The following is a 26078-nucleotide window of genomic DNA, read 5'->3' as shown; positions in this document are numbered from 1 at the left end:
AACAGATCTAAAGAACCAACGGCCAGCGACACATGCCGGGTTGGCGAGCACTGTTCGGACTCCGAAAGGGCTCAATGATTCCCCAAACGGTTCCGGACAGTTCTCGAGTCAGAGTGAAACAGGCCGTCGAACGTCGGCCCACGTAGCGCGCGATTATCTAGCAGGCTGCGTTACAACGCATCAGGGCCAGCCAACTATTTTTGCTGTAAAACCCCTTGTTTTCCTGCAAACAGGGGGTTTTTTATCTTCAGATTTGTAACATAAATGTTACGGGGCCATCATTGACCAGATGCACCTGCATGTCAGCCCCGAAACGACCGCTGGCGACGGTGCCGTGTTTGCCCTTGGCCTGGGCCAGCAAGTAGTCGAACAGCTCGGCGCCGAGGGCTGGCGGCGCAGCGGTGGAAAAGCTCGGGCGCAGGCCGCTCTGGGTATCGGCGGCCAGGGTGAACTGGGACACCAGCAGCAGGCCGCCCTCGATATCCTTGAGGGAGAGGTTCATCTTGCCCTGCGGGTCACTGAAGACCCGGTAGTTGAGCAGCTTGTGCAGGAGCTTGTCGGCGTGGGCCGGGGTGTCGTGCGGCTCGACCGCCACCAGCACCAGCAGGCCCTGGTCGATGGAACCGACGATCTCCCCCTCCACTTCCACTCGCGCGCCACGCACGCGTTGCAGCAACCCCTTCATGCTTCTTCCAGTGGCAGGTCGAGCAGGCGGCGGGCCATCTGGTCGGCGGCGCGCACCAGGGCGTCGGTGATACCTGGCTCGGAGGCGGCGTGACCGGCGTCGCGGATCACTTTCAGCTCGCTGTTCGGCCAGGCCTGGTGCAGTTCCCAGGCGTTGTCCAGCGGGCAGATCACGTCATAGCGGCCATGCACGATCACCGCCGGCAGGTGGGCGATCCTGGCCATGTCGCGGATCAACTGGTTTTCTTCGAGGAACGCGTTGTTCATGAAGTAATGGCACTCGATCCGGGCGATCGACAGCGCGCGCTGCGGCTCGGAGAAGCGGTCGACCACCAGAGGGTTGGGACGCAGCGTGGCGGTGCGGCCTTCCCAGGTGGACCAGGCCTTGGCGGCATGCATCTGGGCGATCTGGTCGTTGCCGGTCAGGCGCTTGTAGAAGGCCTGGACCAGGTTGCCACGCTCTTCCGCCGGGATCGGCGCAATGTAGTCCTGCCAGTAGTCGGGGAACAGGCGGCTGGCGCCGGCCTGGTAGAACCACTCGATCTCTTGCGGACGGCACAGGAAGATACCGCGCAGGATCAGGCCATGGACGCGCTCGGGGTGGGTCTGGGCGTAGGCCAGCGCCAGGGTCGAGCCCCAGGAACCGCCGAACAGCACCCATTTCTCGATGCCGAGGTGTTTACGGATCCGCTCCAGGTCTTCCACCAGGTGCCAGGTGGTGTTGTTTTCCAGGCTCGCGTGGGGCGTGGACCGGCCGCACCCGCGCTGGTCGAAGGTGATGATGCGATAGACCGTGGGGTCGAAGTAGCAACGGCTCTGGGCGTCGCAGCCGGCGCCGGGACCACCGTGAATGAACACCACCGGCAGACCCTCCGGCGTACCGCTTTCATCGACATACAGTACATGCGGTGCTTCGACGGCCAGATCGTGCCGGGCGTAGGGTTTGATCTGCGGGTACAAGGTCTGCATTACGCACTCCGTGTGGGGAATTATTCTGCCGTTGGGCATCATAAACCTGAATTGCGCTTTGAGCATGCCCCGTTGGGTCAAGTGTTTCTCAGGTAGTCATGGGGTACTGCCTATGGCCTCATCGCCGGCAACGCCGGCTCCCACAAGGATCTGAGCTGCGCCCCAAAAGTTGGACATTAGGTGCGTAAAGCTACGCGGCCTGGTTTCTGTAAGCCACAGGACTCAGGCCGCCAAGCTTCATTTTGATACGTTCATGGTTGTAATAACGAATGTACTCATCAATCCCAGCACGGAGCTGGTCGATTGTCTTGACGTGTTCCCGGTAGAAATACTCCGCTTTCAACGTGCCAAAAAAGCTCTCCATCGCGGCGTTGTCCAGGCAATTGCCCTTGCGCGACATGCTTTGCTCCAGGCCCGTATCCTTCAAGCGCTGGCGGTAGTCAGGGTATCGGTAGTGCCAACCTTGGTCCGAGTGCAACATCGGTTTGCTGTCAGTCGGGAGTTTCTTCAGTGCACGCTCAAGCATTGTTCCCACCAGGGCATAGCGCGGTCGCGTGTCAGTCTGGTAGGCGACGATTTCCCCGTTGTACAAGTCCAGAATCGGCGAAAGGTAGAGCTTCTCGCCAGCGACCTTGAACTCCGTAACATCTGTCACCCACTTCTGGTTGGGCTGATCAGCCGTAAATTCCCGTTTCAAGATATTGGGTGATGCCTCGTCCATCAGGCCACGGTATGACCTGTATTTCTTGGGTCGCACCGTACATTTGAGGTCCAGTTCGTTCATCAGGCGGCGTACTTTCTTGGTGTTCACCAACTGACCTTCCTGACGCAGAGTCGCGGTGACACGGCGATAGCCATAGCGACCACGGTGATGGTGCTGGATGTCCTGGATCGAGGCTTTCAGCGAGGCACATTTATCCTCAGCTCCGATGGTCTTGAGCTGGTAGTAGTAGGTGGCACGTGCCAAGCCTGCAGCGTCTAGCAGGTCGGCCAGCAAATGACTCGAGTGCAGTTCGGCAATCAGCCGGGCTTTTTCGTGGTGGCTTTCTTCTGCCTGAGTTTGGCCTCGTCTAATTCCTCGAGCTTTTTTAGGTAGGCGTTCTCCGCTTCAAGCTTGCGTATCTTGCGCAGCAGTTGGGCGACCGAGAGCTCCTCGTCAGGTACTACCGAGGTTTCATCGGGCTTGGAGGGCTGCTTGGACATGGTACGAGGCGGTCTCTTCTTCGCTGAAAGCTGGGCTGTAAGCTCGCCACTGTAATACTGCTGCTGCCATCTGCCCAGTTGACTCGAATTACCCAGATTGAACAGCGCTGCGGCAGCACGATGAGACAGTTGTTCATTCAGCATGCGATGAAGCACGGTGAGTTTGAACTGGGCGCTGTGGCGCTGATGAGAGCGTTTGAGGCTGGCCACGCCGTGATGCTGGTAAGCCACGACCCAGCGCCGCAGAAGGGTGGGATCTATTTGAAACTGGCTGGCCACGTGGCGAAACCCCCGGCCTCGCTTGAGGAAGGCCTTGATGGCGGACAGCTTGAACTGCTTGGAATACTTGATCATTTAAAACACCCCGGTGCTGGATGGGTGTCCAACATCCGGGGCGCAGTTCAATCACCGGTGTACGCTGAACTTGTGGGAGCTGGCGTTGCCAGCGATCGCGTTAGTGATACCGCCGCCGGGCCCAGTCCAGTACGGCTTCCAGCAATCCCCGCAATACCCCCTGGGTCGGCCCTGCCAGATCAGGCCGGTACGCAAACGGCTCCACCTCTTCCATATAGGTGCTCTGCGCCAGCTCCAGTTGCACCGCATGGATCTGGTTGACCGGGTCACCGTAATGCCGGGTGATGTGCCCGCCCTTGAAGCGCCCGTTCAGCACATGGCTGTAATTTCCAGCCTTGGCGCACACCGTTTTCAGCCTTTCGGCCAGTTCGGGAGCACAACTGGCGCCATTGAAGGTGCCGAGGTTGAAGTCCGGCAGCTTGCCGTCGAACAGGTGCGGCACATGGGAGCGGATCGAATGGGCGTCCCACAGCAGCGCATAGCCGAACTGCGCCTTCAGCCGCGCCAGCTCCTGGCGCAGGGTGTCGTGGTACGGCCGCCAGATGCCTTCGAGGTAGCCAGCCCGTTCCTGCGCCGACGGCGCCCTGCCCGCCTCGAACAACGGATTGCCGTCGAACAGGGTGGCCGGGTACAGACCGGTGGTGGCACCGACATACAGCGGCTGGTCGTCCTCGGGCCGGTTGAGATCGATGACAAAACGCGAATACTCGGCAGCCACCACGCTGGCGCCCAGTTCGCGGACGAAGTCGTACAGCTGCGGAATATGCCAGTCGGTGTCCGGCAGGCTGCGCGCCGCGGGCACCAGCCCGTCACGCACCGCCGGGGTCAGCTTCAGGCCGGCGTGGGGCATGCTGACCAGCAGCGGCAGCGTGCCCTGGTGAAAACTCAAAACCTTGTCCATCGTTGCTTGCCTCAATCAGTCAGTTCGACGCCGTGGCGCACCACACGCTTGTCCAGCTCACCGCCCAGCCAGTAGCTCAGGTCGGCGGGACGCTCGATGTCCCAGGCGACGAAGTCGGCGACCTTGCCCACTTCCAGCGAGCCGTGGCTTTCGCCCAGGCCGAGTGCCGTGGCGGCGTGCAGGGTGACGCCGGCCAAGGCTTCTTCCGGGGTCATGCGGAACAGCGTGCAGGCCATGTTCAGCATCAGGCGCAGCGACAGCGCCGGCGAAGTGCCGGGGTTGAGGTCGCTGGCAATGGCGATCTTCACCCCGTGCTTGCGCAGGGCGTCCATCGGCGGCAGTTGGGTTTCGCGCAAATAGTAGAAGGCGCCAGGCAGCAGCACGGCGACGGTGCCGGCAGCGGCCAAGGCGATGGCGTCGTCTTCGGTCATGAACTCCAGGTGGTCCGCCGACAGCCCGTGATAACGGGCGGCCAGGCTGGAACCGGCCAGGGATGACAACTGCTCGGCATGCAGCTTGACCGGCAGCCCCAGCTCGCGGGCCTTGAGAAACACCCGCTCGACCTGCTCCGGGCTGAACGCCAGGTATTCACAGAAGGCGTCCACCGCATCCACCAGCCCCTCGCTCGCCAGGGCGGGGAGCATCACCTCGCAGATATGTTCGATGTAATCGTCGCTGCGCCCGGTGAACTCCGGCGGCAGGGCGTGGGCCGCCAGGCAGGTGGCACGCACGGTCAGTGGCAGGTGCTCGCCGAGGCGGCGGATGACCCGCAGCATCTTGCGCTCGCTGGCCAGGTCCAGGCCGTAGCCGGACTTGATCTCCAGGGTGGTGACGCCATCGCGCATCAACGCCCGCACCCGACGCAGGGCACTGGCGTACAACTCGTCCTCGCTGGCGGCACGGGTGGCGCGCACGGTGCTGGCGATACCGCCGCCCTGGGCGGCGATCTCGGCGTAGCTGACGCCCTGCAGGCGCTGTTCGAATTCGCCACTGCGGTTACCGCCGAACACGGTGTGGGTGTGGCAGTCGATCAGCCCCGGCGTGACCCAGGCGCCGCCGAGGTCGACCCGCTGCTCGATGCCGGCATCCGGCAACGAGGCACGGGGGCCGATCCATTCGATGCGGCCATCACGGGTGATGATCGCCGCATCCTCGATGATCGAATAGGCGCCTTGCGCCATGCTCGCCACATGGCAGTGCTGCCAGAGGGTTCTCATCCGCACATCTCCTTTACAGGCTCGGCAGCACGCCGGCCGGCAGCAGGCCGGTCAGGCGACCGTCGGCCAGCAGTTCCACGGCGATTTCGATGTCGGGCGCGAAGAAGCGGTCCTTGTCGTAGTGCGGCACGCGATCGCGCAGGGTCTTGCGCGCCGCTTCCAGCTTCGTCGAGGTTTTCAGGCCGGTACGCAGGTCGAGACCCTGGCAGGCGCCAAGCCATTCGATGGCGAGGATGCCACGGGTGTTCTCGGCCATCTCCCACAGACGCTTGCCGGCAGCCGGGGCCATGGACACGTGGTCTTCCTGGTTGGCCGAGGTGGGCAGGCTGTCGACGCTGTGCGGGTGGGACAGCGCCTTGTTCTCGCTGGCCAGGGCGGCAGCGGTGACCTGGGCGATCATGAAGCCGGAGTTGACCCCGCCGTTTTCCACCAGGAACGGCGGCAGTTGCGACATGTGCTTGTCCATCATCAGCGAGATGCGCCGCTCGCTCAGCGAGCCGATCTCGGCAATGGCCAGGGCCATGTTGTCGGCGGCCATGGCCACCGGTTCGGCGTGGAAGTTGCCGCCGGAGATCACATCGCCCTGTTCGGCGAACACCAGCGGGTTGTCGGACACGGCGTTGGCTTCCACCGCCAGCACCTCGGCGGCCTGACGCAACTGGGTCAGGCAGGCGCCCATGACCTGGGGCTGGCAGCGCAGCGAGTACGGGTCCTGGACCTTGCCGCAATGCTCGTGGGAGGCGGACACCTCGCTGCCATCGCCCAGCAGGTCGCGGTAGCAGGCCGCCGCGTCGATCTGGCCGCGCTGGCCACGGGCCGCGTGAATACGCGCATCGAACGGCGAGCGCGAACCGAGCACCGCCTCGACGGTGAGGCCGCCGCAGGCGATGGCGGCGGCGAACAGTTCCTCGGCCTCGAACAGACCGCGCAGGGCGTAGGCGGTCGAAGCCTGGGTGCCGTTGAGCAGCGCCAGCCCTTCCTTGGCCGCCAGGGTCAGTGGCTGCAGGCCGGCCACCGCCAGGGCTTCCGTCGCCGGCAGCCACTGGCCTTTGTAGCGGGCCTTGCCCTCACCCAGCAGCACCAGCGACATATGCGCCAGCGGCGCGAGGTCACCGGACGCCCCTACCGAACCCTTCAACGGAATGTGTGGATAGACCTCGGCGTTGACCAGGGCGATCAGCGCGTCGATCACCGTGCGGCGAATGCCAGAGAAACCGCGGCTGAGGCTGTTGATCTTGAGCACCATGATCAGCCGCACCATGGCGTCGTCCAGCGGCTCGCCGATACCGGCGGCGTGGGACAGCACCAGCGAGCGCTGCAGGTTTTCCAGATCATGGGTGGCGATGCGGGTCGAGGCCAGCAGGCCGAAACCGGTGTTGATGCCGTAGGCGGTTCGGTCCTCGGCGATGATCTGCTCGACGCAGGCCACGCTGGCGTCGATCTGCGCGCCTGCACTGGCAACCAGGCTCAGGCGCACCGGCGCTTTGTAGAGGCCGCGCAGTTCGGCGAGGGTCACCTGGCCGGGAATCAAATTGAAGACTTGCATGTTCTGGCTCCTTGTCGTGGTTCAGAGCAGCGTTGGCAGCACGAGCTGCGGCGACTGCGGCTGTTTGAGCAACGCGGCCGCGCTGGCGATGTCCGGTGCCAGCCAGCGGTCCTGCTGATAGGCCGGGACCTGCTCGCGCAGCAACTGCCAGGCGCGACCGGTGCCGGCGCCAAAGCGCTGCTCCTTGAGAAATTCGAAGGCCTGGGCCGCCAGCAGGTACTCGATGGCGAGGATCTGCGTGCAGTTTTCCAGGACCCGGTGCAGCTTGAGCGCGGCGCTGGTGCCGAGGCTCAGGTGGTCTTCCTGCAGGCCGGAGGTGACGTAGTTGTCGAGCACCGCCGGTTGCGCCAACTGGCGGTTCTCCGCGCACAACGAGGCGGCGACGTACTGCACGATCATCATTCCCGAGTTCACGCCCGGCTCGCTGACCAGGAACGCCGGCAAGCCGCTGACATGCGGGTTGACCAGGCGATCGAGGCGACGCTCGGCGATCGAGCCCGTCTCGGCGATTGCCATCGCCAGCAGGTCGGCAGCCATCGCCACCGACTGGCCATGGGGGTTGGCCTGGGACATGACGCGGAAGTCGTCCGGGGTACCCAGCAGCATCGGGTTGTCGGTGACCGAATTCAGCTCGGTCTCGATCTGCCGGGCGGCATGGGCCAACTGGTCGCGAGCGGCGCCGTGGACCTGCGGAATCGAGCGAATGCTCAGGGCGTCCTGGGTGCGAATCCCCTTGCTGCTGGCGATCACTTCGCTGCCATCGAGCAGCGCTCGCAGGTTGGCCCCCACCAACTGCATGCCGGGGTGCGGCTTGAGGGCGATGATCTCGGCGTCGAAGGCGGCGATCTGGCCGTGCTGGGCCTCGAAGCTCATCGCCGAAATCACGTCGGCCCATTGCAGCAGGTGGCCGGCGTCGGCCAGGGCCAGGCAGCTCAGGCCGGTCATGCACGGCGTGCCGTTGACCAGGCAGAGTCCGTCCTTGGCCCCCAGTTGCACCGGCGCCAGCCCTTCTTCGGCCAGGGCCTCGGCGGCGTCGACGATGCGCCCGCGGTAGCTGACCTTGCCCACGCCCAGCAGACTGATGCCGACATGGGCCATGTGGGTGAGGTAGCCCACCGAGCCCTGGGACGGCACTTGCGGGGTGATGCCGCGGTCCAGCAGCGCCAGCAGTGCTTCCACCACCGGACGCTGGATGCCGGATTTGCCGTGGCTGTAGTTGACGACGGCGGCGCAAATGATTGCCCGGGTCTGCTCGTCCGGCAGTACCGGACCGACGCCGCAGGCGTGGCTCAGCAAGGTATTGCGCGACAGGCGGCTCAGTTGCTCGCCTTCCAGGGCGACGTTGCACAGCGCGCCCAGTCCGGTGTTGACGCCGTAGGCGCGCTCGCCGCTGTCGACGATGCGCCGGACGATGGCCTGGGCATTTTCGATCCGCGCCCAGGCGCTGGCGGACAGCGACAGGCGGGCGCCGTGGCGGGCCACGGCGACGATGTCCTGCCAACGCACGGGGGCGTCGGCGATGACGACAGTCTCGGGTTGCTGCATGTCGGTCCTCATACGGTGGCGGCGCGGCGCTGGACGAAACGATCGACGTATTCGTCCGCCGGCGAGTGGAGGATTTCTCGCGGGGTACCGACCTGGATCAGGCGGCCGTCCTTGAGAATCGCGATACGGTTGCCGATGCGCACGGCTTCATCGAGGTCATGGGTGATGAACACGATGGTCTTGTGCAGGGTCTTCTGCAGTTCCAGCAACTGGTCCTGCATTTCGGCGCGGATCAGCGGATCGAGGGCGCTGAAGGCTTCGTCCATGAGAATGATGTCGGTGTCCGCCGCCAGGGCGCGGGCCAGGCCGACGCGCTGGCGCATGCCGCCGGACAGTTGGTGCGGGTAGGACTTCTCGTAGCCCTTCAAGCCGACCGTGGTAATCCAGTGCTGGGCGCGCTCGGCACACAGTTGCTTGCTTTCGCCGCGGACCTTGAGGCCGTAGGCGACGTTGTCGAGCACGGTCTTGTGCGGCAGCAGGCCGAAGCTCTGGAACACCATGCTGATCTTGCGCCGGCGGAACTGGCGCAGGGCTTCCATGTCGTACTGCATGATGTCTTCGCCATCCACCAGGATCGCCCCGCTGGTGGGGTCGATCAGGCGGTTGAAATGGCGCACCAGGGTCGACTTGCCGGAGCCCGACAGGCCCATGATGACGAAGATCTCGCCGGCGCCGATGGACAGCGACAGGTCGTTGACCCCGACCACACACCCGGTCTTCGACAGCACCTGCTCCTTGCTGTGGGACTCGCGGATCAGTTGCAGCGCCTCGCCGGCGCGCTCGCCGAAGATCTTGAAGACGTTCTTCACTTCGATCTTGTTCATCGCCTGGGTACTCATTTGCTCACCTCATGCCGCGCCCGGCCGTAGGCCTGGGTAATGCGGTCGATCACCACCGCGAGAATCACGATTGCCAGGCCGGCTTCCAGGCCACGGCCGACGTTCAGGGTCTGGATGCCCACCAGCACGTCCTCGCCCAGGCCACGGGCACCGATCATCGAAGCGATCACCACCATCGACAGGGCCATCATGGTGGTCTGGTTGATGCCGGCCATGATGCTTGGCAGCGCCAGCGGCAGTTGCACGCCGAACAGTTGCTGCCAGCGGTTGGCACCGAAGGCGTTGATCGCTTCCATCACCTCGCCGTCGACCTGGCGGATCCCCAGGTCGGTCAGACGGATCAGCGGCGGCGCGGCGTAGATCACGGTGGCGAAGATCGCCGGCACCTTGCCCAGGCCGAACAGCATCAGCACCGGGATCAGGTACACGAAGCTGGGCATGGTCTGCATGATGTCCAGCAGCGGCATCAGCACCGCCCGCAGGCGGTTGCTGCGGGCCGAGAGAATCCCCAGCGGGATGCCGATCAGCACCGAGATCAGCGTCGCCACCAGCATCAGCGCCAGGGTCTGCATCAGTTTGTCCCAGAGCCCCACCGCCCCCACCAGGAACAGCAGGCCAACGATCACCACGGTCGGCAGGATGCGCCGGGTGGCGTGCCAGGCGATGACGCCGACGATCGCCAGCATCAGCCACCAGGGCGTCGCCCGCAAAAGGCCTTCGAGGTTGACGATGGCCCACAGCAGGGTGTCGGAGATCTGCCGGAACACATCACCGTAGTTGGTCACCAGGGCATCGACCCAGCCGTTGACCCAGTCGGCGATGGAGAAGGTAAAGTTTTCGGGGAACATAGGGTTCACTCGTCAGGTAGATAGAAACTCAGAGCGCGGCGTCGATCTTTTTCGCGGCGTCTTCGCTGACCCATGCATGCCAGATTTCAGGATGTTCCTTGAGGAAGGCTTTCGCCAGTTTCGGCGACTCGATCCGCTCTTTGGTCATGCGCGCCAGGTTCTGGTTGAGCAGATCGATCGGCAGGTTGACCTTCTCCAGCACGGCCACCAGTTCCGGTGCCTGTTCGTGGAAGGCCTTGGACAGACCGACCTTGATGCTCACGGTCTTGTCGACGCCCGGTTTCTCGTCGAGTTTGATCAGGTCCACCTGGCCCATCAGCGGGGTCGGGGTCCAGTAGTAGAAGAGGATCGGCTCGCCGCGCTTGTAGCTCGACAGTACCGCCGCATCCAGCGCCGGGCCGGTGCCCGGACGGAAATTGGTGTAGCTCGACTCCAGACCGTAGTCCTTGAGCATTTCGCTGTTGTCCAGCTCGCAGGTCCAGCCGGCCGGGCAATTGTAGAAGCGGCCCTTGCCGGGCTCTTCCGGGTCCTTGAACACGGCGGCGTACTGGCCCAGGTCGGCAATGGCCTTGAGGTTCGGCGCCTTGGCTTCCAGTTTGCGCCTGGCATCGCCTTCGACGACATAGCGCGGTACGTACCAGCCTTCCACCGCGCCCACCACCGGCGCGCCCACGCCCACCACCTTGCCGGCGGCCTCAGCCTTCTTCCAGACCTCGCTGCGGCCTACCCACTCCTCGGCGAACACCTGGATATCGTTGGTACCCAGGGCGTTTTCCATGGTGATGGAGTTGCCCGGCAGGCTGTCGGTCTCGCAGCCGTAGCCGTTCTTCAGGACGAACTGCATGACGTCGGTCAGCAGCATGCCGCTTTCCCAGTTCAGCCCGGCGAACTTCACCGGCTTGCCGGATTCGCACCAGCCCGCGGCCTGGCTGCCCCCCGACAGACTCAACAGGCCAATGGCACACAGCGACGCAAGCAGGGTCTTGTTGGTTTTCATTGCATGACGCTCCCAAACAGGAAAGTGGATATCGGCAGTTCAGCGGCCCTTGGGCCAGGCGTCCGGTCGTCCCTTCCATGAAACGCCGCGACAGGGGCCACCTTCGGCGGCCCCCGCTCTGCGGATCAGCCGGTGATCATTGGCAGGTTCAGACCCTGCTCTTTGGCACATTCGATCGCGATGTCGTAACCGGCATCGGCATGACGCATCACGCCGGTGCCCGGGTCGTTGGTCAGGACGCGGGCGATGCGCTCGGCGGCCTCGTCGGTACCGTCGCAGACGATCACCATGCCCGAGTGCTGCGAGAAGCCCATGCCCACGCCACCGCCGTGGTGCAGCGACACCCAGGTGGCACCGCTGGCGGTGTTCAGCAGGGCGTTGAGCAGCGGCCAGTCGGACACGGCATCGGAACCGTCCTTCATGGATTCGGTTTCACGGTTCGGGCTGGAGACGGAGCCTGAGTCCAGGTGGTCGCGACCGATAACGATAGGCGCCGACAGCTCGCCACGACGGACCATTTCGTTGAAGGCCAGGCCCAGCTTGGCGCGCTGGCCCAGGCCAACCCAGCAGATACGCGCCGGCAGGCCCTGGAAGCTGATGCGTTCGCGGGCCATGTCCAGCCAGTTGTGCAGGTGGGCGTCGTCGGGGATCAGTTCCTTGACCTTGGCATCGGTCTTGTAGATGTCTTCGGCATTTCCCGACAGCGCGGCCCAGCGGAACGGGCCGATGCCGCGGCAGAACAGCGGGCGGATGTAGGCCGGCACGAAGCCGGGGAAGTCGAAGGCGTTGGCGACGCCCTCTTCCTTGGCCATCTGGCGAATGTTGTTGCCGTAGTCGAAGGTCGGGATGCCCTGTTTCTGGAATTCCAGCATGGCGCGCACATGCACGGCCATGGACTGCTTGGCGGCCTTGACCACGGCGGCAGGTTCGGTCTGCGCACGGTCGCGGTACTCTTCCCAGGTCCAGCCGGCCGGCAGATAGCCGTTGAGCGGGTCGTGGGCGCTGGTCTGGTCGGTGACCATGTCGGGGCGCACACCGCGCTTGATCAGTTCCGGGAGGATTTCGGCGGCGTTGCCCAGCAGGGCGATGGAAATGGCCTTGCCTTCGGCGGTGTAGCGGGCAATGCGGGCCAGGGCGTCGTCGAGGTCGGTGGCCTGTTCATCGACGTAGCGGCTGCTCAGGCGGAAATCGATGCGGCTCTGCTGGCATTCGATGTTCAGCGAGCAGGCGCCGGCCAGGGTCGCGGCCAGTGGCTGGGCGCCGCCCATGCCGCCAAGGCCGGCGGTCAGTACCCATTTGCCTTTCAGGCTGCCGTTGTAGTGCTGGCGGCCGGCTTCGACGAAGGTTTCGTAGGTGCCCTGGACGATGCCCTGGCTACCGATGTAGATCCAGCTGCCGGCGGTCATCTGGCCGTACATGGCCAGGCCCTTGGCGTCCAGTTCGTTGAAGTGCTCCCAGCTGGCCCAGTGCGGCACCAGGTTGGAGTTGGCGATCAGCACCCGCGGGGCGTTGGCGTGGGTCTTGAACACACCGACCGGCTTGCCGGACTGCACCAGCAGGGTTTCGTCGTCATTCAGATGGGTCAGGCTCTCGACGATCTTGTCGTAGCACGCCCAGTTGCGCGCGGCACGGCCGATGCCGCCGTACACCACCAGTTCCTTCGGGTTCTCCGCCACTTCCGGGTCGAGGTTGTTCATCAGCATGCGCAGCGGCGCTTCGGTCAGCCAGCTCTTGGCGGTCAGCGTGTTGCCGCGCGGGGCACGGATTTCGACATCACGGAATTTGTTCAGGTTGTTGTCAGTCACGAAAGGGCTCCTCGAGCATCTATCCAATCCCAACCCAGGCAGTGGGCCAGCGGTGGTCACCGTTGTTACGAACAGCGCTGAGGGGATGGCCTGTCCACTCATACGCACACATCTTTACTTGTACATACAAGCATATGCAATTGAATTGCCAAGTCGGAAAATCCCTTCATGAAAAAACTGCCGACAGGGCTCTAGCCCTTGTGGGACAAGGCGGAAAAATCTTGCAGAAGGGATGTAGGGAGGGCGGTGCGAGGCGGGACACCCCAGGCGGCATTGCGCCACCTTGGGGCGTTCGGTAACAAAATGTGCGGGAGTGGTGCGTTACGCGGAAACAGCGGTGAGCTCGATCAGGCAGCAGCGACCGGTGATGTCCAGTTCGCGCAGCTGCTCGTTGTCATGCAGGTAAAGGCAGTCGTACAGGCCCAGGGTTTGCCGTGGATGACCGCTGACGCCCACGTCCAGCGCGGCCTGGGCGCTGAACAGCAGCACGGTGCTGGCAGAGCTGAACACCCGGCTGTACCCGCTGAACCACTGCAGGCGGGCGCGGTAACGCTGGGGCGCGTAGATCAGGTTGAAATCGCGGATCGGGCCACCCAACAGACGGCAACTGACCTGGCTTTCACCGCTGAACACGTAGGGGTCGAACGGCAGCAGCGCCCGGCTGGGCTGACCATCCACCTGCAGGACCATGCCGTCGCCTTGCAGCACCGTGATGATTCGCTGGTAACCGGCGAAGCTGGAGAAACCGCCAGACTCCTCGATGTCGGCGATCGACAGGCGCCAGCCGAAACCGTCCAGGCCCTCGCCGGCATCGCGGGTGATTTCCTCGGTGCTGCCGCCGCCGTTCTTCCACGGCATGCGTGGGTAATCGGCGGCGCGTAACAGGGTCAACTCGGTCATTTGCTGAAACGTCCTTCGAGACGATGGCGGGAGCCCGGGTGGATCAGCCGGGCGGCAGTTACCGGCTGGCGGCCGGACCAGGTGCGGCGGCGGATCAGCAGGCAGGGTTCGCCAGACTCGATCTGCAGCAGCTTGCATTCATCCGGCTCGGCGAGGATGGCTTCGACCACATGCTCGCCCTCGGTCAGCGGCGCGACCTGGGACAGATAGGCGTAGGGCGTCTGCCGGGTGAAGTCCTGATTGAGGTAGTCCGGGGCGATCTGCGCGTTGACGTAGCGGTCTTCGATCTGCACCGGCACGCCGTTCTCGTAATGCACGATCAATGAATGGAACACCCGCTGGCCTTCGCGCATGTCCAGCGCCAGGGCTCGTTCGGAGCCGGCGGCTTCCTCGGAAAGGGTGACCACGCGGCAACTGTGCTGGTGACCACGGGCAGCGATTTCGTCGGCGATGTTGTGCACGTCGAACAGCGCGGAATGGGTCTTGGGTTCGGCGACGAACGTGCCGACACCCTGCATTCGCACCAGCAGGCCCTCGGCCGTCAGCTCGCGCAGGGCGCGGTTGATGGTCATGCGGCTGAAGCCCAGTTCGGCGACCAGCTCGCTTTCCGACGGCACCCGGTGGTGCGGCGGCCAGGCGCCGTTCTCGATCTGCTGGACGATCATCTGTTTGACCCGGGCATACAGCGGCGCCGGCCCCTCGCCCATCTGGGCAACCAGCGTGGAGACAGGAGGTTTCGGCACAGGAAATGTCCTTGTTCTATTGAATGAACGGTAGCTTGCCGGAGTTTACCCGGCAGGCAAACGTCTGTATATGTATATACAAATAAACAAAACGAGGTGTCGTGTCGATGTCCGTCTTCTTTGCCGAACGCGCTCTGTTGCCCAGCGGCTGGGCTGAAAACGTCCGAATCGAGGTCGGCGCCGACGGTCTGCTGACATCGCTGCAGCCCGACGGCTCGGCCGAAGGCGCCGAGAAACTCGCCGGCCCGCTGCTGCCGGGCATGCCCAACCTGCATTCCCACGCCTTCCAGCGCGCCATGGCCGGCCTTGCCGAAGTAGCGGGCAATCCCAATGACAGCTTCTGGACCTGGCGCGACCTGATGTACCGCCTGGTCGGCAAGATCAGCCCCGAGCAGCTGCACATCATCGCCCGCCAGCTCTACATCGAGATGCTCAAGGCCGGCTACACCTCGGTCGCGGAATTCCATTATGTCCACCACGACCCGCAAGGCAGCCCCTACGCCGATCCGACCGAACTGTCCCGGCGCATCAGTGCGGCGGCCAGCCAGAGCGGCATCGGCCTGACCCTGCTGCCGGTGCTCTACAGCCATTCCGGCTTCGGCGGACAGGCGCCCAACGATGGCCAGCGCCGCTTCATCAACCGCACCGAGCAGTACCTCGACCTGCAAGCCCGCCTCAAGCCGCTGCTCGCGGCCCAGCCGGCACAGCAACTGGGCCTGTGCTTCCACTCGCTGCGCGCGGTGACGCCGGAACAGATTGCCGTCGTCCTGGCTGCCAGCGACAAGACCTGTCCGGTGCATATCCATATCGCCGAGCAGCAGAAGGAAGTCGACGACTGCCTGGCCTGGAGCGGTCGCCGGCCGTTGCAGTGGCTGTACGAGAACGTCGAGGTGGACCCGCGCTGGTGCCTGGTCCACGCCACCCATGCCGAAGCCGACGAAGTCGGCCTGATGGCCCGTAGCGGCGCGGTGGCGGGTCTGTGCCTGACCACCGAAGCCAACCTGGGCGACGGCATCTTCCCGGCGGTGGACTTCCTCGCCCAGGGTGGCCGCATGGGCATCGGTTCAGACAGCCATGTATCGCTGAGCGTGGTCGAAGAGCTGCGCTGGCTGGAGTACGGCCAGCGCCTGCGGGACCAGCGCCGCAACCGGTTGTACGGCGCCAACCAGCCGATGGTCGGCCGGACCCTGTACGACGCCGCCCTGAGCGGCGGCGCCCAGGCACTGGGGCAGCCGGTGGGTGAACTGGCAGTGGGCAAGCGGGCGGACTGGATCGTGCTGGATGGGCTGGACCCGTATCTGGCCACGGCCGATGGCGACAATATCCTCAACCGCTGGCTGTTTGCCGGCGGGGATCGTCAGGTGCGGGATGTGATGGTCAATGGGGCGTGGGTGGTGCGCGAAGGCCGGCATGAGGGGCAGGAAGAGAGCGCGAAGGCGTTTGCCCAGGTATTGCAGGAATTGCTCGGCTGAATCTGACGCCTCATCGCCGGCAACGCCGGCTCCCACAAGGGTTATGTCCACCACCTGTGGGAGCCGGCGTTGCCGGCGATGAGGCCCGAAAGATCAACGCAAGATCTCAGGGCTTGCGCCCGATATCCCGATCCGAAACCCGCCAGATCAACCGCGTCGTGTCATACCCTTGCTGCCGTGCCTTGGCCAGCAGGCTTTCCCGCTCCACCGCCGTGACCGTCGGCTTGCGCGACAGCAGCCAGAGGTACTTGCGGTTCGGGTTGCCCACCAGTGCGGTCTGGTAGTCGTCACCGATGTAGAGAATCCAGTAGTCCCCCTTGGCCAGGCCCGGCAGCAACTTCGAGAACCAGTTGTCGAACACGACCCAAAGCTTGTCGGTCTTGCCCGGCACCTGTGCCGTGGCGCTGCCGCTGGCTTCCTCCCACTCGCCTTCCAGGGTCTGGCAGCGGTTGAGCACGCCGACGCTGCCGTCGGCCCGCAGGTTGTAATGCGCTTCGGACTGGGCGCAATCCCGCTGGAAATACATCGGCAACCGCGCCAGCTCGAACCACTTGCCCTGATACCGCTTGAGATCGACCTGCCCCACCGTCTTCGGCGGCAGCGGATCATCGGCCACCGAGTGAGCGCAACCGCCCAGGGTCAGCGCCGCGCACAAGGCCAGCAGTGGGTAGCGCCACTTCATTTGAGTCCCTGCCCCGCGTACATCAACACTTTGTCACCTGCGTACTGGACACTGATGAAGGTCTTTTCATCACCCCAGGTACAACTGGACACCCCCAACGCCCCGGAACACTCGGTCGGACTGCCCAGCAAGGCTTCCACTTCGGCCTTGTTCATACCGGTCTTGAGCTTGGAATAGTTCTCCTGGTTGAGCTTGCTGCACGCAGCCAGCAGCACGCACAAGGACAACAGGGCGAGGGAACGCAACGACATGAAGGGGGTACTCCTGAATATGAAAGTGACAGGACCAGAGCACTGTCGAGAGCTTAGAAGGAAAAAACGCACTCCGGTTCCCGAAGGCACCCGCTTTCAGTCCCGCGCAATCACTCGCCATTGGTCGCATGAATGCGGAACCGATTAATCTTTTCGCTACTACGGACGACACAGGTGGCGCTGCGGCGGATTGCCGCGCCCCTTTCGTAGATTTCGTGACCTTGCGATGACCAAAAACCTGAAATTCAGCCACAAGATCCTGCTGGCCGCCGCCCTCATCGTGGTGGTGGCCTTCACCTGCTTCGTCCTGTTCAACGACTACCGTCAGCGCCAGTCCCTGCGCGGCAGCACCGAAGCGTCGATGCAGGAACTGGGCAGCCTGACTGCCGGCAACATCCGCACCTGGCTGGACAGCCGCATCCAGTTGCTCGACTCCTTCGCCCAGCAGGTCGCCGTGGACGGCCCCGGCAAGGACGCATTGGCCCGCAGCCTGGCGCTGCCGGTGTACGGCGGCAACTTCGCCCTCACCTACTTCGGCGGCCAGGATGGCAGCATGCAATCGGTACCGGTGGGCAACCGCGCCGCCGACTACGACCCTCGCGTACGCGGCTGGTACAAGAGCGCCAGTAGCGCCGGCCAGACCGTGGTCACGGAGCCCTACATTTCCGCCTCGATGGGCAAGCTGGTAGTCACCATCGCCACTCCGGTGCAGCAGGTCGGCAAGCTGATCGGCGTGGCCGGTGCCGACACTGCGCTGGATACCATCAGCGCGATCATCAACTCGCTGAATTTCGACGGTCACGGCCACGCCTTCATCGTCAACGGCGACGGCAAGATCCTGATCCACCCCAACGGCGATCTGGCCCTGAAGACCCTCTCCGAGGCTTATCCACAGGGCGCGCCGGTGATCGGCAAGGGCCTCAAGGAAGTGGAGATCGACGGCCGCCGGCAGTTCATCAACTTCACCCGCATCGACGGCGTGCCCTCGGCGAACTGGTACGTGGCCCTGGTGCTCGACCAGGACGCTGCCTTCGCCATGCTCGGCGAATTGCGCAGCTCGGCCGTGGTGGCGACCATTGCCGCCGTGCTGATCATCATCGCCCTGCTCGGCCTGCTGATCCGCGTACTGATGGAGCCACTGCACGTCATGGGCCGGGCCATGCACGACATCGCCGAGGGCAAGGGCGACCTGACCAAGCGTCTGAGCATCCACGCCCACGACGAGTTCGGCACCCTGGGACAGTCGTTCAACCGCTTCGTCGAACGCATCCACGAATCGATCCGCGAGGTGGCCTCGGCCACGGGCCAGGTCAATGAAGTGGCGCTGCGGGTGATGAGCGCCTCGAACGCCTCGATCCACAATGCCGACCAGCAATCCAGCCGCACCAGCAGCGTTGCCGCGGCCATCAACGAACTGGGCGCCGCCGCCCAGGAAATCGCCCAGAACGCTGCCCTCGCCTCGCAGCACTCCAGCGATGCCCGCAGCCTCGCCGAGGATGGCCAGCAGGTGGTCAACCAGACCATCGACGTGATGAACCAGCTCTCGGCGCGGATCAGCGACTCCTGCGGCAACATCGAAACGCTCAATGCCAACACGGTGAACATCGGCCAGATCCTCGAAGTGATCGCCGGCATCTCCCAGCAGACCAACCTGCTGGCGCTCAACGCGGCCATCGAAGCAGCACGGGCTGGCGAGGCGGGTCGGGGCTTCGCGGTGGTGGCGGACGAAGTGCGCAACCTGGCCCACCGCACCCAGGACTCGGCGCAACAGGTGCAGCGGATCATCGAAGAACTGCAGGCCGGCGCCCAAGTGGCGGTCACTACCATGACCGAGAGCCAGAACCACAGCCAGCACAGCGTCGGCATCGCCAACCGCGCCGGTGAGCGACTGGGCAGCGTGACCCAGCGCATCGGCGAGATCGACGGCATGAACCAGTCCGTAGCCACCGCCACCGAGGAACAGACCGCCGTGGTGGAGTCGATCAATGTCGACATCACCGAGATCAATACGCTGAATCAGGAAGGGGTGGAAAACCTGCAGGCGACGTTGCGGGCCTGCAACGACCTGGAACAGCAGGTCGAGCGGTTGAAGCATCTGGTGGGGAGTTTCAGGATCTGAGGCGAGCTTGAGGGCCAATCGCCGGCAACGCCGGCTCCCACAAGGGTTATGTCCACCGCCTGTGGGAGCCGGCGTTGCCGGCGATGAGCCCTGAAGAACAGTAGAGGGTCAGGATCAGAACCTGGACCCAGGCTCCAGCAGAAAATCCATCTCCTCATCGGTACTCGGCCGGCCCAGCACCAGGTTGCGGTGCGGGAAGCGACCGAACCGGGCAATCACCCGCTGGTGCTGCTCGGCGTAGTCGAGGAAGCCTTCGAACAAGCGGCGATCCGCCTGCGGCTGGGCCGCCAGCAGGGTCTGGTAGCGCTCGACGCTGGTGTTCTGCCAGTCCAGCACTTCGGCATGTTCCAGCACCAGCAGGATGAACACCCGCTGCAGCGGCAGCAACTGGTAGTCCCAGGCCCGATCCAGGCCCTGCATCACCAGTACCTGCGCGCGCCGGTCGCCATCGAAGGCGCGCGGCGTGTCGCGGTAGATCATGCGCGGCAACTGGTCCAGCAACAGGACCAGCCCGAGCCAGCCCTGCGGGCTTTGCAACCATTCATCCAGGCCACCGGCCAGGGCTTGCTCGACCAGCGGACCGAAGCGCTCCTGCGCCTCGGCGTCGTGCTGCTTGCCGAACCACAGCGTGCTCTTCTCGTCAGCCACATCCTGCGGGCTGGTGCCCCATCCGAACCACCACTCCAGCAACGGCTGCCAAGGTGCGAGCATGGCTGTTTACTCCTGGTGATAACCGGTGACGCGCTCGACTTCCTCTTTCGAACCGAGGAATACCGCAACGCGCTGGTGCAGGCTGTCCGGCTGGATGTCGAGGATGCGTTGCTTGCCGTCGGTGGACGCACCGCCGGCCTGCTCGATGATGAAGGACATCGGGTTGGCTTCGTACATCAGGCGCAGTTTGCCCGGTTTGGAAGGCTCGCGGGCATCGCGCGGGTACATGAACAGGCCGCCACGGGTCAGGATGCGATGCACGTCGGCCACCATCGAGGCGATCCAGCGCATGTTGTAGTTCTTTTTCAGCGGACCGGTCTCACCGGCCAGCAGTTCGCCCACGTAGCGGGTGACCGGGGCTTCCCAGTGACGCTGGTTGGACATGTTGATGGCGAATTCGGCGGTGGTTTCCGGAACCTTGATGTTCTCGTGGGTCAGGACGAAGCTGCCCAGTTCGCGGTCCAGGGTGAAGCCCTTGACGCCGTTGCCCAGGGTGAGGATCAGCATGGTCTGCGGGCCGTAGATGGCGTAGCCGGCGGCGACCTGCTTGGTGCCTGGCTGCAGGAAGGCCTTTTCGTTCAGGCTTTCGTTCTGGCTCAGGTACTCGTTAGGGCAGCGCAGTACCGAGAAGATGGTACCGACCGAAACGTTGACGTCGATGTTCGACGAACCGTCCAGCGGGTCGAAGACCAGCAGGTAGGCGCCTTTCGGGTATTTGCCCGGGATCTGGTAGGCATTGTCCATTTCCTCGGACGCCATGCCGGCCAGGTGACCGCCCCACTCGTTGGCTTCGAGCAGGATGTCGTTGGAAATCACGTCCAGTTTCTTCTGGACTTCGCCCTGCACGTTTTCGGTGCCCATGCTGCCCAGCACACCGCCCAGGGCGCCCTTGGACACGTTGTGGCTGATCTCCTTGCATGCGCGCGCCACCACTTCGATCAGGAAGCGCAGATCGGCAGGAGTGCTGTTGCTACGGGTCTGCTCAATCAGATAGCGACTCAGGGTAACGCGGGACATGTATGGCTCCGAAGGATAAGGGAGAGAAAAAACCCACGCAGTTTACAGGGAGTGCGCCGCGCGGGCGAGCAATTGGACATGCGACGCTCTGCCCGATCAGACGGCACATCGCCCTTCTAGTTCACGCCGCCGGGCGGAACCGCGCTGGTCACTCCAGCGCAGTCCAGATTTCCCGGGCATATTCGCGAATGGTCCGGTCCGAAGAGAACCAGCCCATCCGTGCCGTGTTGAGCACCGCCGAGCGCCACCAGCGGTTGGGCTCGTGCCAGAGCTCGTCGACCCGTCGCTGGGCTTCCCAGTAGGCGTCGAAATCGGCGCAGAGCAGGAAGCGGTCGTAGCTCACCAGCGAGTCCACCAGCCCGACGTAGCGCGCCGGATCGTCCGGCGAGAACACCCCGCCACGAATCGCCTGCAACACATCATTGAGCCGGTGCGAGGCGGACAGCTCGGCGCTGGCACTGAAATCGCCGCCACGCTTGCGCGCCTCGACCTGCTGGGCGGTCAGGCCGAAGATGAACATATGATCGGCGCCCACCTGCTCGCACATCTCGACGTTGGCGCCATCGAGGGTGCCGATGGTCAGCGCGCCATTCAGGCCGAACTTCATGTTGCTGGTGCCGGACGCCTCGTAGCCGGCGGTGGAGATCTGCTCGGACAGGTCCGCCGCCGGAATGATGCTTTCCGCCAGGCTGACGTTGTAGTTGGGCAGGAACACGATCTTGAGCAGGCCGCGCACGGTCGGGTCGTTGTTGACCACCTTGGCGATGTCGTTGGCCAGCTTGATGATCAGTTTGGCCTGGTGATAACTGGCCGCCGCCTTGCCGGCGAAGATCTTCACCCGCGGCACCCAGTCGGTGCCCGGTTCGGCGCGGATTGCCTGGTACAGGGCAACGGTGTGCATCAGGTTGAGCAACTGACGCTTGTATTCGTGGATGCGCTTGACCTGCACGTCGAACATCGCCTCCGGATTGACGGTGATGCCCAGTCGCTCCTGGATGATGCTCGCCAGGGCCCGCTTGCTGTGCAGCCGCTGTTCGGCGAAGCGCTTGCGAAACGCCGGCTTGTCGGCAAAGGGTTCCAGGCCACGCAGCAGGGCTTCCGGGTTGTCCAGCACTTCGTCGCCAAGGGCGTCCACCAGCATGGCGGTCAGCCGCGGGTTAGCCTGGTACAGCCAGCGGCGGAAGGTGATGCCGTTGGTCTTGTTGTTGATCCGCTCGGGATACAGTTTGTGCAACTCGGCGAACACCGTGCTGCGCATCAGCTTGGTGTGCAGCGCCGATACGCCGTTGATGCTGTGGGAACCCAGGAAAGCCAGGTTGCCCATGCGCACACGGCGGCCGTTGTCTTCCTCGATCAGCGACACCGCGCGCAGCACGTCGAAGTCGTGGATGCCTTTGGCCCGCAAAGCGTCGATATGGTAGGCGTTGATCAGGTAGATGATCTGCATGTGCCGCGGCAGCATGCGCTCCATCAGGCCCACCGACCAGGTTTCCAGCGCCTCGGGCAACAGGGTGTGGTTGGTGTAGGCCAGGGTGTTGACGGTGAGGTTCCAGGCGGTGTCCCAAGGCACTTCGTGCTGGTCCACCAGCAACCGCATCAGCTCCGCCACCGCGATCGACGGGTGGGTGTCATTGAGCTGGATGGCCGCCTGCTCGGGCAGGTTGAGCAGGGTGTCGTGCATGTTCAGGTGGCGGCGCAGCAGGTCTTGCAGCGAAGCCGAGACGAAGAAGTATTCCTGTCGCAGACGCAGTTCCTGGCCGGCTTCGGTGCTGTCGGCCGGGTACAGCACGCGAGAAATGCTCTCGGCCCGGGCCACTTCCGCCACGGCGCCGAGGTGGTCGCCGGCGTTGAAGCGCTCCAGGTGCAACTCTTCCAGCGCTCGCGCCCGCCACAGGCGCAAGGTATTGACGCTGGCGCCCCGCCAGCCCACCACCGGGGTGTCGTAGGCCACCGCGCGCACGGTTTCGGCCGGCCACCAGACCTGACGCGGCTCGCCATCGCCGCTGTGCACCGTTTCGACGCGCCCGCCGAAGCTGATCGGGTAGATCACCTCGGCGCGCTCGAACTCCCAGGGGTTGCCGAAATCCAGCCAGTTCTCGGTCTGTTCCTGCTGCCAGCCATCCACCACCGCCTGACGGAACAGGCCGTGCTCATAGCGGATGCCATAGCCGTGGGCGGCGACGCCCAGGGTCGACATGCTTTCCATGAAGCATGCCGCCAGCCGGCCAAGGCCGCCGTTGCCCAGCGCTGCATCCGGCTCCAGCAGGCGGATGCGCTCCAGGTCCACGTCCAGGCCTTCCAGCGCCTCACGGGCGACGTCCAGCAGGCCGAGGTTGCTCAGGCTGTCGTAGAGCAGCCGGCCGATGAGGAATTCGAGGGAGAGGTAATAGACCCGCTTCTGGCTGCTGCGGTAGATCTGCCGGGTATGGTCCATCCAGTGATCGACCATATGATCCCTGGCAGCCAGGGCGATGGCTTCGAACCAGTCGTGGTCGAAGGCGTGTTCCGGGTCCTTGCCGACCGCATAGGTCAGTTTGTCCAGCACGGCGGTGCGAAAAGCGGCCACCTCTGCGTCACGAGCGTTCGTTTCCTGAGACATTCGGTGTCCTCGGGCGATTTGACGATTGCGGATGGAGATTTGACAGACTAGACGGTTCGACACAGTGCGTAGGCGCTGGTTCGCACCTTTCATGGGAAAAGCAGATGCAAGAGCGGGACCGGCCAGCGGCTGTCGCGCAAATGGTTGTTCACAAATTGACCAACTCCGGTATGATCGCGCGCCTTCCTATACCTATATGCCTGATCCCTGATGAAACCGACCCTGATTGCCGCCGCCGAGCTTGACCGTCTCGAGACGTGGCAGAAATACGCCAGCCACATGTGCGGCAGCTGCATGTCCACCTGCTGCACCTTGCCGGTGGAAGCCAAGTTGAAGGATCTGATCCGCATTGGCGTGGTGGATGAGTTCGAAATGGGCGACCCGCCGAAGAACATCGCCAAGCGCCTGCAGAAGGAAGGCATCGTCGAACGCTTCAACCAGAAGTCGGGGATCTTCATCCTGGCCCGCATGAGCAACGACGACTGCCTCTATCTGGATCGTAAGAGCCGGCTGTGCACCATTTATGACAAGCGCCCGGACACCTGCCGCAACCACCCGAAGATCGGGCCGCGTCCAGGGTATTGCGCGTACAAGCCCAAACCGATCCAGCGCTGATACTAGCGGCAAGCTTTAAGCTTCAAGCGGCAAGAAAGAGCACTCGGCGTCGCAACGATGCCTCTCTTACAGCTTGAAGCTTGAAGCTTGAAGCTTGAAGCTAAAAAAAACCCCCGATCTCACGACCGGGGGTTTTTCATTTCAAGCCAGGATCAGTTGGCTTTGGCTTTCTTGGCAGCGCGGGTACGCTCGCCTTCGTCCAGGATCTTCTTGCGCAGACGAATCGACTTCGGCGTCACTTCGCACAGCTCGTCGTCCTGGATGAATTCCAGAGCCTGTTCCAGGGTGAAACGAACCGGCGGAACCAGGGCGATGGTTTCGTCCTTGCCCGAAGCACGCATGTTGTCGAGCTTCTTGCCTTTGGTTGGGTTCACGCCCAGGTCGTTGTCACGGCTGTTCAGGCCGACGATCTGACCGTTGTAGATCTCCTGGCCGTGCTCGACGAACAGCTTGCCGCGCGCCTGCAGGGTTTCCAGGGAGTAGGTCAGGGCCTTGCCGGTCTCGACCGAAACCAGTACGCCGTTCAGACGGCCGGACATGTGGCCGGACTTCATGGTGTCGTAGCGGTCGAAGATCGAGGTCAGGATGCCTGCACCGTTGGTCAGGGTCAGGAACTGGTTGCGGAAACCGATCAGACCACGGGCTGGAATGTTGTATTCCAGACGAACACGGCCTTTGCCATCCGGCGCCATGTTGGTCAGGTCGCCTTTACGCAGACCCATTTCTTCCATGACCTTGCCCTGGGATTCTTCAGGGATGTCGATGGTGACGTTCTCGAACGGCTCCTGCTTGGTGCCGTTGACTTCGCGGATGATCACTTCAGGACGGCCTACAGCCATCTCGAAGCCTTCACGACGCATGGTTTCGATCAGAACCGACAGGTGCAGCTCACCACGGCCGGATACCTTGAACTTGTCAGCCGAGTCGCCTTCTTCAACGCGCAGTGCAACGTTGTACAGCAGCTCTTTGTCCAGACGTTCCTTGATGTTACGGGAAGTCACGAACTTGCCTTCTTTACCGCAGAACGGCGAGTCGTTGACCTGGAAGGTCATGGAAACGGTCGGCTCGTCGACGGTCAGCGGCTTCATCGCTTCGACGGCGTCCGGGGAGCACAGGGTGTCGGAGATGAACAGCTCGTCGAAACCGCTGATGCAGACGATGTCGCCAGCCTGGGCTTCTTCGACGTCGACGCGGTGCAGGCCGTGGTGACCCATCAGCTTCAGGATACGACCGTTGCGGCGCTTGCCGTCGGTGTCGATGGCGACGACCGGGGTGTTCGGCTTGACGCGGCCACGAGCGATACGGCCAACGCCGATAACACCCAGGAAGCTGTTGTAGTCCAGTGCCGAGATCTGCATCTGGAACGGACCGTCACGGTCAACGGCAGGCGCGGGTACGTTGTCGATGATCGACTGGTACAGCGGGGTCATGTCTTCGGCCATGGCGGTGTGGTCCAGACCGGCGATGCCGTTCAGGGCCGAGGCATAGACCACCTGGAAGTCCAGTTGGTCGTCGGTGGCGCCGAGGTTGTCGAACAGGTCGAAGATCTGGTCCAGAACCCAGTCAGGACGCGCGCCCGGACGGTCGACCTTGTTGATCACGACGATCGGCTTCAGACCGGCTTCGAAGGCCTTCTTGGTCACGAAGCGGGTTTGCGGCATCGGGCCGTCTTGAGCGTCGACCAGCAGCAGAACGGAGTCGACCATCGACATCACGCGCTCTACTTCACCGCCGAAGTCGGCGTGGCCGGGGGTGTCGACGATGTTGATGTGGTAGCCATTCCAGTTGATGGCGGTGTTCTTCGCCAGAATGGTAATGCCGCGCTCTTTTTCCTGGTCGTTGGAGTCCATGACGCGCTCGTCGTTGAGCTCGTTACGCTCCAGAGTGCCGGACTGACGCAGGAGTTTGTCGACCAGGGTGGTTTTACCATGGTCAACGTGGGCGATGATGGCGATGTTGCGCAGATTTTCGATCACGTGGTGTATCTCGATCAGAGGATTCGGTTTGCCGCCCAGTCTAGGCGGCGAATATGAATGAACGGTGCTCAGCGGTCCCGTCGGT

General features: G+C 63.6%; 22 protein-coding genes and 1 pseudogene. 4 read left to right on the top strand and 19 right to left on the bottom strand.

The window, feature by feature from the left end; genetic code table 11:
- Positions 1–247: 247 nt before the first annotated feature.
- The 13 genes from dtd to hutC all read right to left on the bottom strand — a co-directional run bounded on the left by dtd (position 248) and on the right by hutC (position 14515).
- Complete coding sequence (dtd, locus tag AC05QJ_RS03305; protein ID WP_476745570.1) at positions 248–685, bottom strand: D-aminoacyl-tRNA deacylase; 438 nt, start codon at positions 683–685, stop codon at positions 248–250.
- A complete protein-coding gene (gene pip / locus AC05QJ_RS03300; RefSeq protein WP_476745569.1) occupies positions 682–1653 on the bottom strand; it encodes a prolyl aminopeptidase in 972 nt (323 codons plus the stop codon). The genes dtd and pip overlap by 4 nt, the downstream gene beginning before the upstream one ends.
- A 190-nt stretch (positions 1654–1843) precedes the next feature.
- Positions 1844–3210, bottom strand: a protein-coding gene (locus tag AC05QJ_RS03295) for an IS3 family transposase (RefSeq protein ID WP_476742730.1) whose coding sequence is annotated in 2 segments (ribosomal slippage) — positions 1844–2728 and positions 2731–3210 — 1365 coding nt in all. Because the reading frame shifts where the segments join, the coding sequence is not laid out codon by codon here.
- A 100-nt stretch (positions 3211–3310) separates the two neighbouring features.
- Positions 3311–4111 carry an N-formylglutamate deformylase gene (gene hutG, locus AC05QJ_RS03290; protein ID WP_476745568.1) on the bottom strand — a complete coding sequence of 267 codons (801 nt, stop codon included), beginning with the start codon at positions 4109–4111 and terminating at the stop codon, positions 3311–3313.
- 11 nt (positions 4112–4122) lie between these two features.
- Entirely contained in the window at positions 4123–5328 is a 1206-nt protein-coding gene (gene hutI / locus AC05QJ_RS03285) for an imidazolonepropionase (RefSeq protein WP_476745567.1), read from the bottom strand.
- Positions 5329–5341: 13 nt separating this feature from the next.
- Complete coding sequence (hutH, locus tag AC05QJ_RS03280; protein WP_476745566.1) at positions 5342–6874, bottom strand: histidine ammonia-lyase; 1533 nt, start codon at positions 6872–6874, stop codon at positions 5342–5344.
- Positions 6875–6895: 21 nt separating this feature from the next.
- On the bottom strand, positions 6896–8419 hold the full coding sequence (locus AC05QJ_RS03275; protein WP_476745565.1) for an HAL/PAL/TAL family ammonia-lyase: 1524 nt from the start codon (positions 8417–8419) through the stop codon (positions 6896–6898).
- An 8-nt stretch (positions 8420–8427) separates the two neighbouring features.
- Complete coding sequence (locus tag AC05QJ_RS03270; protein ID WP_476745564.1) at positions 8428–9258, bottom strand: quaternary amine ABC transporter ATP-binding protein; 831 nt, start codon at positions 9256–9258, stop codon at positions 8428–8430.
- A complete protein-coding gene (locus tag AC05QJ_RS03265; protein WP_476745563.1) occupies positions 9255–10106 on the bottom strand; it encodes an ABC transporter permease in 852 nt (283 codons plus the stop codon). The genes AC05QJ_RS03270 and AC05QJ_RS03265 overlap by 4 nt, the downstream gene beginning before the upstream one ends.
- 28 nt (positions 10107–10134) lie before the next feature.
- A complete protein-coding gene (locus AC05QJ_RS03260; RefSeq protein WP_476745562.1) occupies positions 10135–11103 on the bottom strand; it encodes an ABC transporter substrate-binding protein in 969 nt (322 codons plus the stop codon).
- Between the two features lie 125 nt (positions 11104–11228).
- Positions 11229–12908: a urocanate hydratase gene (gene hutU / locus AC05QJ_RS03255; RefSeq protein WP_476745561.1), complete on the bottom strand. Its 1680-nt coding sequence runs from the start codon at positions 12906–12908 to the stop codon at positions 11229–11231.
- Between the two features lie 321 nt (positions 12909–13229).
- A complete protein-coding gene (locus tag AC05QJ_RS03250; protein WP_476745560.1) occupies positions 13230–13808 on the bottom strand; it encodes a HutD/Ves family protein in 579 nt (192 codons plus the stop codon).
- Entirely contained in the window at positions 13805–14515 is a 711-nt protein-coding gene (gene hutC, locus AC05QJ_RS03245) for a histidine utilization repressor (protein WP_476747859.1), read from the bottom strand. Before hutC ends, AC05QJ_RS03250 begins: the two co-directional genes overlap by 4 nt.
- A 143-nt stretch (positions 14516–14658) precedes the next feature.
- On the opposite strand from hutC, the gene AC05QJ_RS03240 reads away from it, so the two are divergent.
- Positions 14659–16023 carry a formimidoylglutamate deiminase gene (locus tag AC05QJ_RS03240; RefSeq protein ID WP_476745559.1) on the top strand — a complete coding sequence of 455 codons (1365 nt, stop codon included), beginning with the start codon at positions 14659–14661 and terminating at the stop codon, positions 16021–16023.
- A gap of 106 nt (positions 16024–16129) precedes the next feature.
- Here the strand turns inward: AC05QJ_RS03240 and AC05QJ_RS03235 are convergent, their stop codons facing one another.
- Both AC05QJ_RS03235 and bamE read right to left on the bottom strand, forming a co-directional pair.
- Positions 16130–16705 (bottom strand): lipocalin family protein, encoded by a 576-nt coding sequence (locus AC05QJ_RS03235; RefSeq protein WP_476745558.1) that lies wholly within the window; start codon positions 16703–16705, stop codon positions 16130–16132.
- The gene (gene bamE / locus AC05QJ_RS03230) at positions 16702–16956 is read right to left on the bottom strand and encodes an outer membrane protein assembly factor BamE domain-containing protein (RefSeq protein ID WP_476745557.1); all 255 of its coding nucleotides are present in this window, start codon (positions 16954–16956) and stop codon (positions 16702–16704) included. Before bamE ends, AC05QJ_RS03235 begins: the two co-directional genes overlap by 4 nt.
- Positions 16957–17182: 226 nt before the next feature.
- Between bamE and AC05QJ_RS03225 the strand changes: the two are divergent.
- A pseudogene (locus tag AC05QJ_RS03225) lies at positions 17183–18220 on the top strand (HAMP domain-containing protein); the annotation flags it as partial.
- 69 nt (positions 18221–18289) lie between these two features.
- Positions 18290–19075 (top strand): methyl-accepting chemotaxis protein, encoded by a 786-nt coding sequence (locus AC05QJ_RS03220; RefSeq protein ID WP_476747858.1) that lies wholly within the window; start codon positions 18290–18292, stop codon positions 19073–19075.
- Between the two features lie 114 nt (positions 19076–19189).
- On the opposite strand, the gene AC05QJ_RS03215 is transcribed toward AC05QJ_RS03220, so the two are convergent.
- The 3 genes from AC05QJ_RS03215 to AC05QJ_RS03205 all read right to left on the bottom strand — a co-directional run bounded on the left by AC05QJ_RS03215 (position 19190) and on the right by AC05QJ_RS03205 (position 23402).
- Positions 19190–19786 carry a DUF924 family protein gene (locus AC05QJ_RS03215; protein ID WP_476745556.1) on the bottom strand — a complete coding sequence of 199 codons (597 nt, stop codon included), beginning with the start codon at positions 19784–19786 and terminating at the stop codon, positions 19190–19192.
- Positions 19787–19792: 6 nt separating this feature from the next.
- Positions 19793–20803 carry a class 1 fructose-bisphosphatase gene (locus AC05QJ_RS03210; protein ID WP_476745555.1) on the bottom strand — a complete coding sequence of 337 codons (1011 nt, stop codon included), beginning with the start codon at positions 20801–20803 and terminating at the stop codon, positions 19793–19795.
- 148 nt (positions 20804–20951) lie between these two features.
- Positions 20952–23402, bottom strand: a complete 2451-nt coding sequence (locus AC05QJ_RS03205) for a glycogen/starch/alpha-glucan phosphorylase (RefSeq protein ID WP_476745554.1) — start codon at positions 23400–23402, stop codon at positions 20952–20954.
- Between the two features lie 207 nt (positions 23403–23609).
- On the opposite strand from AC05QJ_RS03205, the gene AC05QJ_RS03200 reads away from it, so the two are divergent.
- Positions 23610–24017: a YkgJ family cysteine cluster protein gene (locus tag AC05QJ_RS03200; RefSeq protein ID WP_476747857.1), complete on the top strand. Its 408-nt coding sequence runs from the start codon at positions 23610–23612 to the stop codon at positions 24015–24017.
- Positions 24018–24169: 152 nt separating this feature from the next.
- Here AC05QJ_RS03200 and typA read toward each other — a convergent pair whose 3' ends face one another.
- Complete coding sequence (gene typA / locus AC05QJ_RS03195) at positions 24170–25993, bottom strand: translational GTPase TypA (RefSeq protein ID WP_476745553.1); 1824 nt, start codon at positions 25991–25993, stop codon at positions 24170–24172.
- Positions 25994–26078: the final 85 nt, after the last annotated feature.

This window comes from Pseudomonas sp. TUM25319, from assembly GCF_056388475.1.
The sequence above is the reverse complement of the archived record's forward strand: the minus strand, read 5'-3'. Positions and strand labels throughout refer to the sequence as shown.